Here is a 12,074-nt window from a genome sequence, read left to right as displayed (position 1 = left end):
GAATTTACACTTTGGGGGAGACAAGCACATGAAAAAACGTTTACTCGTATCTTCGATGGCGATTATGATGGCGGTTACGACCGCTTGTTCATCCGGGACCGGCAGCAGTCCGGCGAATAGCACACCTGGTGCAGCTGCGGCGGTTGGCGGCAAAGACACCAAGGCAGAGTCTGTTGAACTGCGGATCATGTGGTGGGGCGATCAAAAAAGGGCGGATAAAACGAACGAAGCGCTGCGCAAATTCGAAGAGAAGAACCCGAACATCAAAGTTGTCGGCGAGTTCGCACCGAGCTCAGGCTATTTCGACAAGCTGAATACGCAGCTTGCTTCTGGAACGGCGCCGGACGTGTTCTTCCTTGGCGGCAACGTCGTCGACTACGCCAACAAAGGCGTGCTGCTCGAGCTTGACCCGTATGTAGGTAAAGAGCTGGACCTCAGCGATATGGACAAAACGATGATTGAATACGGCACGTTTAAAAACAAACTGCTGCACGTATCTGCCGGAGCGAATGCCCGCGGGATTGTGGTGAATACGGAGCTGTTCAAAAAGGCCGGCATGCCGGTTCCGCAGGATGGCTGGAGCTGGGATGATTATGGCCGGATCAGCAAGGAAATATCGCAAAAGCTTGGTAAGGATGTTTTCGGAACCTACAATTTCACCGTGGATGGCATGGACATTTTCCTTAAGCAGCGGGGCAAACAGCTCTATGATATGGACAACAGCAAGCTGGGCTTTGAGAAACAGGATGCGCTGGAATGGTTCCAACTATGGGATAAAATGACAAAAGACGGCGGTGTTGTTACCCCTGAATTGGCGGTCTCCAACCCGGCCTCTGATACGAGCAAATCGCTTGTCGTGACCGGCAAAGTGGCCATGAGCTTGCTCGCCTCGAACCAGCTTGTCGCGCATCAGAATTTGATCCAGGACAAATTGGCGCTTGTGCAGCTGCCGCGCGGTCCGAAAGGTACTGGTGTTGTTTTCGAATCCAGCCAAGGCTTGTCGGGCTACGCGAAGACGAAGCATCCGAAAGAAGTCGCCATGCTGATGAACTACTTCATCAATGATCCAGATGCAGCCAAAATTTTGGGCAATGACCGCGGTGTTCCCGTTACGTCCAAAATGCGCGATTTGTTGAAAAAAGATGCGAATCCGGTGGAGCAGATCATCTACGACTATACGAGCCGCGTATCTGAAGCGACGAAGAAGGAATCGTTTAAAATCAGCTACAACCCTCCGGGCTTCACGGAGTTCTCGAAGCTGTTCGAGACGACGGTGCAGGAAATCGGCTTCGGCAAGAAAGATGTCAACAAAGGCGTAGAGGATTTCTATAGCGGTACTGTGAAAATTTTCAATAACAATAAATAATGAAGCTTGCTCAAGAAGCGGGCTGCCGAGCGGCAGTCTGCTTCTTTGCTCAACGCAGAAAAGAGGCTGACGAGATGAATGAATCTTCCGTATTGAATCGACTTCGCGGAATCGAGCTTGAACATAGCATAGGGGAGCTGAAGAAGCCGTCCGATTCCGTTGTCCTTGACGAGTGGAAACGTTCAGGCGTGAAATTTGCCACAAGCGGCGGCGACAAGCTGGAGAGCGTCTATTACACCGCGATCGGCAAGCTGCTGGATTGCATCGTGCCCACGCTCGGAGAAGCGCCGATCCTGCATGAAGGCGGCATTTATTTGGGCTGCTGGATGGAAAGCACAGGCACGATCAACGCCGAGCTGCTGACACGGTTTCTGCCATCAGTATCGGAGACTACGTATAGTAAATTCGCCGAATATCAGCGTGAAGATGGGCAGCTGCCGTACAAAATTACCGCAGGCGGCGCCGCCTACCGGCAAATTCAGATGGTGACACCGCTGGCCAGGTGCGTTTGGCACCACTACAAGCTTCACGGGGGCACTCGGGATTTTTTGCGAACCATGTATGAGGCCATGGTCCGGCATGACGCGTGGCTGGCCGCCTACCGGAATACGCGCGGGACGAATTGTGTGGAAGCCTTTGGCACGTTTGATACGGGGCATGACTTGTCCCCGCGTTTCTGGCATGTGCCGGATACGCCGCATTTGAATGATTCGCGCCTATGCTATCCGGATTCACCGATTTTGCCGTTCCTCGCGCCTGATCTAACGGCGAATGTGTTCTGCCAGCGAACGTATTTGGCGCTCATGGCCGAGGAGTTAGGCGAGAACGGCGACGTTTGGCGCGCCAAAGCGGAGGAAAGCTTGCACAGCTTATTCGCCCATTGCTTTGATGAGCAGGATCGTTTCTTTTACGATGTGGATCGCAATGATGAATTCGTGCGTGTGCAATCGGATGTGCTGCTGCGCGTGCTTGCCTGCGAAGTTGGCGATCAGGCGTTTTTCGATGAGTCGCTGCGCAGTTATTTGTTGAACACGAGGAAGTTTTTCGCTAAATATCCGTTTACGTCGATCGCTATGGACGATCCTCGCTTCGATCCATCCTCCAGTTACAACAGTTGGGCCGGCCCTTCTAATTTTTTAAGCATCATCCGGGCTCCGCACGCTTTTGAACACCATGACCGGTATGTAGAACTGACTTGGGTGATGCAGCCGATCTTGTCTGCGATGGCGAATATGACCCGGTTCGGGCAAACACTCAGTCCGTGGACGGGCAAAGAAGGCTTCACGGAGGCGTATTCGCCGGCGCTGCTCTGCCTGATCGATGATGTCGAGCGGCTGTGCGGGATTATGCCAAGACTTGATGGCCGTCTATGGTTCACAGGTCTGCTCCCGTATGCAATGGATCACGGGGAAGAGCTTGCTGAAGCAACGGCGTACAGCCGCACGGTGGATGGCATTCGCTATGAGCTGGTGAATACGCGGGAGGCTTCGACCATTTATCGTAACGAGGTGGAGCATCTGGTTTGGCCGCATGGCGTTCGCGTTGTGACCGACAGAGAGGGCCGTCTTCAAGCTTTGATCGGGATGACGGTGCGTACGGTTGAAGGTATTGTTCACTATGAAGGGCAGGAGCTATCCATCCGGATTAAAGGCAACGAGCATTTGGCGTACAGAAATGGAACGTTTCAAAGTGTAAAAGATATTGGGGTTATTGCGCCTACCTATGAATAGAAGAAGGTTAATGAAAAGCGAGGCTGAAGTACATGGTGGAAAATAAAAATTTACAAATTCGCGACCCTTACGTGGTTCCGGTGAAATCTGAAGGGAAATATTATTTATTCGGCAGTACGGATCAAAATATTTGGGGGAAAGGAACTGGCTTTGACGCTTACGTCGGAGCCGATCTGCAGACGTGGGAGGGCCCGTTTCCGGTATTTCGCCCTGATCCGCAATTTTACTCGGACACGAATTTCTGGGCGCCTGAAGTTTATGCATATAACGGTAAATATTATATGTTTGCTACTTTCAGACGGAAGGATAATCATTTGTTGGGGACTGCTGTTTTGAAATCGGATCAGTTGCTGGGGCCATTCGTGCCGCACAGCGACGGTCCGGTAACCCCGCAGGACTGGAGCTCACTCGACGGCACTTTATTCGTAGATGATAACGGTGATCCGTGGATGGTATTTTGCCATGAGTGGCAGCAGGTCGCAGACGGAGAAGTGTGCGCAGTAAGACTCGATGCCGAGCTTCGCTGTGCGATCGGAGAGCCTGTGCGGTTGTTCAGCGCTTCTGAAGCGCCATGGCCGACATCATTCCGCGCAGAAAAATATAACAATCAAGACAATTACGTAACGGACGGTCCTTTTCTGCTGCGTTCATCCGAAGGCGGACTGCTTATGCTGTGGGCGAGCTTCATCGACAATACGTATGCGCTTGGCATCGCCAAATCGCCAAGCGGTTCCGTGCTTGGCCCGTGGGAGCATGAGGAGCAGGCTTTGTATCGCAATGACGGCGGTCATGCGATGGTATTTCGCACGCTTGAGGGAACGCTCATGCTGGCGATTCATACGCCGAACAAGACGCCGAACGAACGCCCTTTATTTCTGCCAATTAAAGAAGAGAACGGTATGTTAAGAATCGATCATTCATGAAAAAGTGCTTTGCCTGGCTAGGTGATCTCAGGGAGGGCGGGCTTCATTTTGCAAAAGGAAAATTAAGGTTATTTTAAGCTTAAATTTAGATTTGATTAAGGTATAGGACATAATTCGTTCATAACTTCGGAGTAGTATTTGTTGTATAATGAAACTACTTTTCGGGAGGATATGAGTGGAGTGAACAAAAAGAGGAAACATGTCCAAGGTAGTCAATTATCGTCCAGACCTGATGCGGCAGGTTCTGGACACATGAATTTGGTCAAGCCCAAAGTAAGCCTACCGGTTGCTAGCGAGCATTACTGGCCGACCGAAGGCTGGCGGACAGCTGCGCCTGAGGCTCAAGGATTGGATTCGGCGCATCTGGCCGAGACGATCGACACTTTTTCGGAACGTAATGTGAACAGCATGGTGATAATCCGTAAAGGGTACATCGTTGCCGAGGCGTATAGAGAAGGCTTGAACGAAATTAGTCTGCAGGATGTCAAGTCGGTGACCAAAAGCTTTACTTCTGCACTGACGGGTATAGCTATTGCAGACAATAAATTACCTGGCGCTACAGCGGCGCGGGTTAGCGACTATTTTCCGGAATGGTCCAATGTTCCGCTGAAAGGCGATGTACGGGTCGGACATTTGCTCTCAATGACATCGGGGCTTGCGTGGAACAACGAAAACGAGCAGTCTTCCCACGCGATGATGGCTGGGGAGAATTGGGTGCAAGTCATTTTGAACCACTCTCCTAAGTATGCCCCAGGGATGGCTTTCAATTACAGCAACGGCGATGCGCATCTGATGTCTGCGCTTTTACATAAGGCGACAGGCGAATCTTTGCTCGATTATGCAAAGTCGCGGCTGTTTGCGCCGCTCGGCATCCGTCTCGTGAATTGGAATCATGACCCGCAGGGGCATACGATTGGTTCTTGGTCGATCGGCATAAGTGCGCGCGATATGGCCAAGCTCGGTTTGTTGTATATGAAAGACGGCGAGTGGGAAGGCAAGACCATCATCCCGAAGGGATGGATTCAGGAGTCGCTGGTGAAGCGGGTGATCCTGAATCATCGGGACGGTTTGCAGGGCGGCTACGGTTACTATTGGTGGAGCAAGCCTGTTAGCCGGGCGCTTTTTGATGGCGATACGAAAAGGTACGACGCCTTTTATGCATCGGGAGCAGACGGCCAGCGGGTGTTTGTTGTACCGGAGCTACAGCTCATTGTCGCGCTGACGGCGAGCTCCTCCGACCCGGAAATGCCGGAACAGCTGCTCAGCAGCATTATCCGGGCGAAGCGCGCGGACAAACCGCTGCCCGAGGATGCGGAAGCTGTGGCGAAGCTGATTGCGGCGACGCAGCGCTTCGGGCGTGTGACAGCGGGAGCTGGCCTCTAGAGGGACTGTGAAAGCTTCGCCAGTGGGTCTAACGCGTGAGATCCGCTCTAGAGACCGGTGAAGGTATCTCCGGGGCGTCAATGAGCGGATAAAGCCGCTTTCGGAGCCTGGCGGAGGCATGGACTCAGCCCACGGGCCCGCCCATGGCAAAAAAAGAAACCAACTGGACCCACCGTCCAGTTGGTTTCTTTTTTTAATGCGCGACCGAAGGCTGGCCTTCCTGCTGCGCAGGGTCCAGCTTTTCCTTGCTCATCGCGAAGGCACAGATGAGCGCCAGCGCGGCGGGCAGAACCGTCCAACCAAATGTATGCACGATGGACGACGATAACGCCGCTGTAATCTTATCCAGAATCGGCGCGGGAATATCCAGCCGCTTTTGCAGGATCGAGCAAGCTGTGCGGATCGCTCGTCAGCGAGCCCTGCGGCATTTGCCCGCCGCCGCCAGCAAAGGCTGCAGCCAGCTTGCTCGTGAACGAATGGCTCTGGATGATCCCGAAGACGGTGATCCCCAGGGTCATGCCGAGCGAGCGCAAGAAATTGAGCGTCGCGCTAGCCGCCCCGCGCTTACGGGCGTCGAAGAGATGAATCGCTGCGTTGCTCAGCACGGAGAAAGAAGCGCCAATGCCTAAGCCGACGACGATCATGTAGATCGTAACGAGCCAGCGCGGCGATGTAGCCGATAAAGTGGTCAGCAGCAGCGTGCCGCCGACGAGAATGACACATGCCGGAATCATAATGGCGCGATAGCTGATCTTCGTCATCAAAAAGCCGCCGGCCGTCGCAGTCACAACGGAACCCAGCATCATCGGCAGGAGCACCAGGCCGGAGTTCGTTGCCGTTCCGCCGAGTACGCCCTGGACATAGATCGGAATATACACCGAAGCCGTAATAAAAGCAGCCCCGCTGAAAATAGCGACCAAATTGCTGGATGCGTACAAGCGGTTTTTGAACATATCGAACGAAATAATCGGTTCGGACACCTTCCGCTCAATCAACAGGAAGAGGATCGTCAGCAGAGCAAAGCCAGCAAACAAGCCGATGATTTGCGAAGAGTCCCACGCATACGTTTTGCCTCCGAGCTCAAGGGCGAACATGAGGCAGATTACAGCGCCGACCAGCGAGACAGCGCCCCACCAGTCGATTTTTTGCTTGGAATGCTCGTGCGATTCGTGATAGAAAAGGGCGATAAAAATAAAGGCGATAATGCCCAGCGGCAGATTGATGTAAAACACCCATTGCCAATTGACATAATCAGTAATGTATGCGCCAAGCAGCGGCCCGAAGATGCTGGACATGCCGAATACCGCGCCGAATAAACCGCCGAGCTTGCCGCGGGCCTCCAGCGGTACCGCGTCGAACATAATGGTGAACGCGATCGGGACTAATGCGCCGCCGCCGATCCCTTGAATGGCCCGATAGATGCTTAGCTCAATGATGGAGTGAGCTGTGCCGCAGAGAATAGACCCAAGCATAAATACGAGGATGCCAAAAATAAAAAAGCGCTTGCGCCCGTACATATCGGACAATTTGCCGAAGATCGGCATTCCGGCCATTTCAGCTACCATGTAGGCGGAGGTGACCCAGACGAATTTGTCCAGTCCGCCCAGCTCACCGACGATCGTTCCCATGGCCGTTGAAACGATTGTGTTATCCATCGAAGCCATGAGAATGCCCAGCAGGAGGCCTGCGATTATAATGCCAATACCTTTGTTTTTGGTTTGCGCCGTCATATTCAAACCCTTTCTTTACTAACACTGATGTCGTATTAGTGTATCTTATTAAAATACATCCTACTAAATAATTGTCACTTTTTCCAAATTGGCCTTAAATCCTTTCAGCAGGGCATAGGTGGCTTTATCCATCTGGGCACCATCGAAAACTGCCTTTTTCACTTCCGTATTGAAAGTGACTTGATGAAAGACCGCATTGCGGAATGTCGTCCCGCGAAGTCCTGTATGTTTGAAAACCGTACCCTTAAATGTCATGTTATCAAAGTTGACCCCGCTGAGTTCCGAAGAGCCGAAATCCACCTCATCCAAAATGCTTCCCACGAAGCTGGCACCCTTCAAGTTGGACTTGGTGATTGCCGCGCCTGTCAGATCGGCGCCATCGAAGTTGCAGCGATCCAGATTGCTGCATTTGAATGTGCAGTATTTTAAATCAGATTGGCTGAAATCAGATTCCTGCAGATTGCTGTAATTAAACTTGCCGCCATGCATACGGATCGCTTTGAAATCGGAATTTTGCAAGTTTTTCATCGAGAAATCCATGCCGACAATTTGCTGCAGCTTCGTTGTATTCGCGTGAATACTTTCAATTAACTCGGAAATTTCGCCGACGGAGGCAATGGTCCGTTGATACGCTGCATCTTCGTCAAAACCTTCATTCTTCAAGTCCAGCAGCCGCTCTTGCAAATCGGAAGAAAGTTCTTCCTTCAGCTCGCGAATCGGCTTGATATCCTCATAACGCGAGAAAATGTCATCCAGATATTTCGTTAAGCGGTTATTCATATTTATATTCCACCTTTCTTATAATAAGCGTTCTAGAATTTTTTTGGCATATTCCCAATTGCTGATGTTGCTCGAATAAGTGAGCATGCCTTTATCCGTAATCCGATAATATTTCCTGCGTCCGCCCTGCGTTTCATCGCCCCAGTAGGAACTAATATTCTCTTCCTGCTCCAAACGCTTCAAGCTGGAATACATCGTCGCTTCCTTGAGCTCATATTCGCCTCCGGAGTTGCTGTGAATCAATTTGCTGATTTCATATCCATATTTGTCGCCGCTTTGCAGCAGTTTAAGAATAATTGTATCGGTATGCCCGCGAATCAAATCCGATGTGATCTTGAGATCGACCATGACCATCACCTCCTGATTTACACTATACATGAAGTTACTATGTCTGTCAAAGTAATTTTATATGCGTGGTATGCCTAAAATCACTAGGCTTGTCCAACACTACATACCGTCATGGCTAAAAAGAAAGCAGAAAAGGGCCTTTCGATCGGATCAAAGAAGCCCTTGTAGGGTTACGCTATTCCATTCGCCAACCTAGCAGCTTTGCCATCTGATTTATCTGGCCTTGTTGTTTGATCATTTGTTCTCCCAACCTGTCATACTGAGTCAAGGCCTCCGAAGCGGTAGCCAGCAGCTCCCCTTGTTTGTTCTGTTCAGCCAGGGCCTGGACGCGCTGATTCACTTGCACGATGCTGCTGCGCAGCTCACTGACCTCGCCAGCCATGCCTTGCAGTCGCGCGTTCTGTTCGCCGGCATTCTGGAGCTGCTGCTTCAGCTGCGCGATGCCGCCTCGCAGCTCGCTGACTTCGCCGGCTAGGCTCTGCGTTTGCGCGAGCTGCTCCACGGAATGCTGGAGCTGCTGCTTCAGCTGAACGATGCCGCCGCGCAGCTCGCTGACTTCGCCAGCCATGCCTTGCAGCCGCGCGTTCTGTTCGCCGGCATGCTGGAGCTGCTGCTTCAGCTGAACGATGCCGCCGCGCAGCTCGCTGACTTCGCCAGCCATGCCTTGCGCTTGCGCGAGCTGCTCCAAGACGGGCTGGAGCTGTTGTTTCAACTGCTGAATGCTGCCCCGCAGCACGATGGAGTCGGCGGTCATGTTCTGCAGCATCTTGATCTGCTCTGTAACCGTCTGCATCTGCTGCGTCACTTGATGAATCTGGCTGCGAAGCTCACTCACCTCGCCAGCGATGCCTTGCAGTTGCACGTTCTGTTCCGTGACCGTCTGCGCATGCTGCTGCAGCTGTTGAATGATACCGCGCTGCTCCGTCATTTCACTGGCAATGCCCTCAAAATGGCTGGACAGTAAGTGCGCGGCTGCACGGATCGGGCTTTTGGCATCTGGCATTAGCGTCGCTTGGTTCGAAGAAGCGGTGGGCGCCGTTAGCAGCAGAGGGTCGCTGGGCAGCGTTTCCGGCATTGGAGCATTGAGCACGGTATCCTGTGCGAGATGGCTGATCGCGGCGGTGGGCTGCCTATCATCCGTCGTGACGGCTTTGGTTTCCGTATCTTCCGGGGTGTACACTGGCGCATCCACGCTCGCGATAAAAGCTCGCTGTCCCCTGTTTTTTAAGTAGTCTTTGATATTCGCGTAAGATTTGTGCATTTCTCTCATCTTAGCAATGACTTGAAATACTTCCATGGTATCTTCGGAGTATTTCAACATCGAGCCGCTCCCGGACGTAGGTAAAAATTCACGGAATTGATTCGACCACTCCGCCAGAGTGGATCGCTTTTTTCCGAGCTTAGTGGCTATTTCAGAAAGTTTGTATGTTTTCTTCACTGTCATCGAAGTCGCCCTTTCGTGATTCATTCTGGGTCACTGCGTGGTCGTCACTGAAGTATTGTATGCATGGAAAGGGAGGTGCGTAGCTTGCCTAACGGAAAAACTGTCCCGGAGCAACGATTTTTACAAACTGACTGGCAAAAGAACTTACGTCCAAAAGGAAATAAACTCATGGGACAAATCGGGATTGTCGGAATTAAAAGTGGGGAGGAATCACGCTTTATAAGGTGTGATTTGCCATCTCATTAAATAAATTAATTGGACATTTCCTTCACTTTCGTTCAAAATAGAATTAAGTGCAGGGGAGGTCAACCAACATGCCAAACAACATGAAAAAGCTCTTGGATATTTTTTGGACATTTCTTCGTATTAGTCCCGTTACGTTTGGCGGTGGTTATGCGATGATCCCGGCGATTGAGAAGGAAGTCGTCGAGAAGAATGGCTGGATGAATGAGGACGAGATGGCGGAAATGCTATCGATTGCCGGGGCTGCGCCTGGCGGTATCGGTGTTAACGCATCGGCGATGGTCGGCTATCATCTGGCAGGTGTCATGGGAGCGGTTGTAGCCGTCATCGGCATCACGCTTCCAACCTTTATTATCGTGCTGGGGTTAAGCTTGCTGTATGGTTTCGTTGCGCATTATCCGAAGACACAAGCTCTCGTGGAAGGCATACGTGCCGGAGTCGTCGGATTGATTCTTGCCGCCGGATACAAGATGGCCAAATCCAGCATTGTGGATAAACTAACGTTCGCTGCAACAGCGGCAACCGTGATAGTCCTGCTGTTTGTGCCTATTCATCCGATCTTGGTAATCCTATTTGGATTCGTTCTTGGCATTAGCGTTGTTGCGATCAAGGAGCGGATGGGGATGCGGAGCCCGATCAAACAGGCGGGAGCAAAAGCGGCCGTGACGCCAAGCGGCTACAAATACGCGGATTATTTCATCGCTGACGGGATTTGAGAACGGGGTGATGAGTGTGCTTTGGAGTTTATTTCTTACATTTTTGAAAATCGGCTTCATTTCCTTCGGCGGCGGTTATGCGATGATTCCGATCATCCAGCATGAAGTGGAGACGCATCAATGGATGCAGCCGGAGCAATTCAATCATGCCGTTGCCTTGGCAGGAACGGGGCCAGGTCCGATCGCCACGAATTGCGCGACGTTAATCGGCTATCAGACAGCGGGCGTTCTTGGCGCCATAATCGCTACATTAGGCATGGTACTGCCATCGCTCTTGCTGATTATATTTCTCTCAGCCGTGCTGTACAAATGGCATAACCATCGCTGGTTCAAGTCTACTTTTTACGGATTGCGCCCAGTCGTGACCGGTTTGATCATTTACGCGGCGATTCGTTTAGGGTGGTCGGGGAGTGACAGCGTTCATTTTTCTTGGCATCAAGCAGCTATGATTCTCATTACTTTTGGCGTTGCCGTGGGCATCATCAAGTACAAGCTTCACCCTTTTATCGTAATTCTGTTTGCCGGCATTATGGGTATCGTTTTCTTCCAATAGCGGAGAGTTCCTTGAGGGTTATCAAGGGACTCTTTTTATAGTTGCGCCAAGTTTACAAACAATTATGTCATAATCGTTGAAGCTTGATAAATATGAAGAATATGTGCGATTAACAATTTGAACTTCCGTTATTTTGATTTATAATATACAATATATAATAAATAATACACACTATTTAAGTTGCTTAAATTGGTGGAAGGGAGTGAATCAACATCGAGCTTACATCCCGCCAGATGGAGATTATCGATCTTGTTAAGAAACATGCGCCGATTACAGGCGAACGTATCGCTGAACTGCTCGGCATCAGCCGCCCGACGATTCGCTCAGATCTTGCTTTGCTGGTCATGTTGAGATATATCGATGCGAAGCCGAAAGTGGGGTACTTCCTTGGCACAGCTGCTACCCAGGAGGAGTCGCCGTTCATCAACATAGAGTCGCGGAAAGTGAAGGACGTCATGGGCATCCCGGTTGTTCTTCGCGAGACGGTTACGGTCAGTGACGCAGTTGTGTCTCTCTTTTTGGAAAATGTGGGGAATTTGATGATTGTCAATGCGCAAGGCATGCTGCTCGGGATCGTCTCCCGCAAAGATTTGCTCAAAGTCACGTTGGGGAATGCGGCAGCAGGATCAATGCCGATCTCACTCGTTATGACTAGGTACCCGAACATCGTGACTGTGGGGTTGGAAGACAGTGTCCTCGAAGCCGCTCGCAAATTGATCTCGCACCAAGTCGACACTCTTCCTGTCGTCAAGCGGGTCGCCGACCAGGATCTGGTTGAAGTCGTCGGCAGAATTACGAAAACAACGATGACCAAACTGCTGCTCGATGTAGCGCTAGGTAATTAATCAGGGGGAATTC

General features: G+C 51.3%; 11 protein-coding genes and 1 pseudogene. 8 read left to right on the top strand and 4 right to left on the bottom strand.

Features of this window, described 5'->3' with window-relative positions:
* Positions 1 to 28 precede the first annotated feature (28 nt).
* The 4 genes from O9139_RS32615 to O9139_RS32600 all read left to right on the top strand — a co-directional run bounded on the left by O9139_RS32615 (position 29) and on the right by O9139_RS32600 (position 5,402).
* Positions 29 to 1,366, top strand: coding sequence for an ABC transporter substrate-binding protein (locus O9139_RS32615; RefSeq protein ID WP_270885913.1), 1,338 nt, complete (start codon positions 29 to 31; stop codon positions 1,364 to 1,366).
* A 74-nt stretch (positions 1,367 to 1,440) separates the two neighbouring features.
* Positions 1,441 to 3,096, top strand: a complete 1,656-nt coding sequence (locus O9139_RS32610; RefSeq protein WP_270885912.1) for an MGH1-like glycoside hydrolase domain-containing protein — start codon at positions 1,441 to 1,443, stop codon at positions 3,094 to 3,096.
* A gap of 32 nt (positions 3,097 to 3,128) precedes the next feature.
* A complete protein-coding gene (locus O9139_RS32605) occupies positions 3,129 to 4,019 on the top strand; it encodes a glycoside hydrolase family 43 protein (RefSeq protein ID WP_270885911.1) in 891 nt (296 codons plus the stop codon).
* A 180-nt stretch (positions 4,020 to 4,199) separates the two neighbouring features.
* Positions 4,200 to 5,402 carry a serine hydrolase domain-containing protein gene (locus O9139_RS32600; RefSeq protein WP_270885910.1) on the top strand — a complete coding sequence of 401 codons (1,203 nt, stop codon included), beginning with the start codon at positions 4,200 to 4,202 and terminating at the stop codon, positions 5,400 to 5,402.
* A gap of 193 nt (positions 5,403 to 5,595) precedes the next feature.
* Here the strand turns inward: O9139_RS32600 and O9139_RS32595 are convergent.
* From O9139_RS32595 to O9139_RS32580, 4 genes and pseudogenes are all read right to left on the bottom strand, one after another.
* Positions 5,596 to 7,132 (bottom strand): annotated as a pseudogene (locus tag O9139_RS32595) (DHA2 family efflux MFS transporter permease subunit).
* Between the two features lie 63 nt (positions 7,133 to 7,195).
* Positions 7,196 to 7,912 carry a pentapeptide repeat-containing protein gene (locus O9139_RS32590; RefSeq protein WP_270885909.1) on the bottom strand — a complete coding sequence of 239 codons (717 nt, stop codon included), beginning with the start codon at positions 7,910 to 7,912 and terminating at the stop codon, positions 7,196 to 7,198.
* Positions 7,913 to 7,930: 18 nt separating this feature from the next.
* Positions 7,931 to 8,260: a PadR family transcriptional regulator gene (locus O9139_RS32585; RefSeq protein WP_270885908.1), complete on the bottom strand. Its 330-nt coding sequence runs from the start codon at positions 8,258 to 8,260 to the stop codon at positions 7,931 to 7,933.
* Positions 8,261 to 8,435: 175 nt separating this feature from the next.
* Entirely contained in the window at positions 8,436 to 9,704 is a 1,269-nt protein-coding gene (locus tag O9139_RS32580; RefSeq protein ID WP_270885907.1) for a MerR family transcriptional regulator, read from the bottom strand.
* Between the two features lie 84 nt (positions 9,705 to 9,788).
* Here O9139_RS32580 and O9139_RS32575 point away from each other — a divergent pair, with 84 nt between their 5' ends.
* The 4 genes from O9139_RS32575 to O9139_RS32560 all read left to right on the top strand — a co-directional run bounded on the left by O9139_RS32575 (position 9,789) and on the right by O9139_RS32560 (position 12,061).
* The gene (locus O9139_RS32575; RefSeq protein WP_270885906.1) at positions 9,789 to 9,950 is read left to right on the top strand and encodes a hypothetical protein; all 162 of its coding nucleotides are present in this window, start codon (positions 9,789 to 9,791) and stop codon (positions 9,948 to 9,950) included.
* A 68-nt stretch (positions 9,951 to 10,018) separates the two neighbouring features.
* A complete protein-coding gene (locus O9139_RS32570) occupies positions 10,019 to 10,663 on the top strand; it encodes a chromate transporter (RefSeq protein ID WP_270885905.1) in 645 nt (214 codons plus the stop codon).
* Between the two features lie 10 nt (positions 10,664 to 10,673).
* Positions 10,674 to 11,216: a chromate transporter gene (locus O9139_RS32565; RefSeq protein WP_333743137.1), complete on the top strand. Its 543-nt coding sequence runs from the start codon at positions 10,674 to 10,676 to the stop codon at positions 11,214 to 11,216.
* Positions 11,217 to 11,449: 233 nt separating this feature from the next.
* Entirely contained in the window at positions 11,450 to 12,061 is a 612-nt protein-coding gene (locus O9139_RS32560; protein WP_270885904.1) for a helix-turn-helix transcriptional regulator, read from the top strand.
* Positions 12,062 to 12,074: the final 13 nt, after the last annotated feature.

This window comes from Paenibacillus aestuarii, assembly GCF_027789125.1.
GTDB classification, from domain to species: Bacteria; Bacillota; Bacilli; order Paenibacillales; family NBRC-103111; genus Paenibacillus_E; species Paenibacillus_E aestuarii.
Note: the sequence above shows the minus strand (reverse complement) of the source record. Positions and strands in the feature narration are given on the sequence as shown.

Excerpts from the sequence above, each read along its gene's own strand:
- O9139_RS32585 (WP_270885908.1), bottom strand. The coding sequence starts at position 8,260 with ATGGTCGATCTCAAGATCACATCGGATTTGATTCGCGGGCATACCGAT.
- O9139_RS32615 (WP_270885913.1), top strand. The coding sequence starts at position 29 with ATGAAAAAACGTTTACTCGTATCTTCGATGGCGATTATGATGGCGGTT.
- O9139_RS32570 (WP_270885905.1), top strand. The coding sequence starts at position 10,019 with ATGCCAAACAACATGAAAAAGCTCTTGGATATTTTTTGGACATTTCTT.
- O9139_RS32565 (WP_333743137.1), top strand. The coding sequence starts at position 10,674 with ATGAGTGTGCTTTGGAGTTTATTTCTTACATTTTTGAAAATCGGCTTC.
- O9139_RS32605 (WP_270885911.1), top strand. The coding sequence starts at position 3,129 with ATGGTGGAAAATAAAAATTTACAAATTCGCGACCCTTACGTGGTTCCG.
- O9139_RS32590 (WP_270885909.1), bottom strand. The coding sequence starts at position 7,912 with ATGAATAACCGCTTAACGAAATATCTGGATGACATTTTCTCGCGTTAT.
- O9139_RS32580 (WP_270885907.1), bottom strand. The coding sequence starts at position 9,704 with ATGACAGTGAAGAAAACATACAAACTTTCTGAAATAGCCACTAAGCTC.
- O9139_RS32560 (WP_270885904.1), top strand. The coding sequence starts at position 11,450 with ATGGAGATTATCGATCTTGTTAAGAAACATGCGCCGATTACAGGCGAA.
- O9139_RS32610 (WP_270885912.1), top strand. The coding sequence starts at position 1,441 with ATGAATGAATCTTCCGTATTGAATCGACTTCGCGGAATCGAGCTTGAA.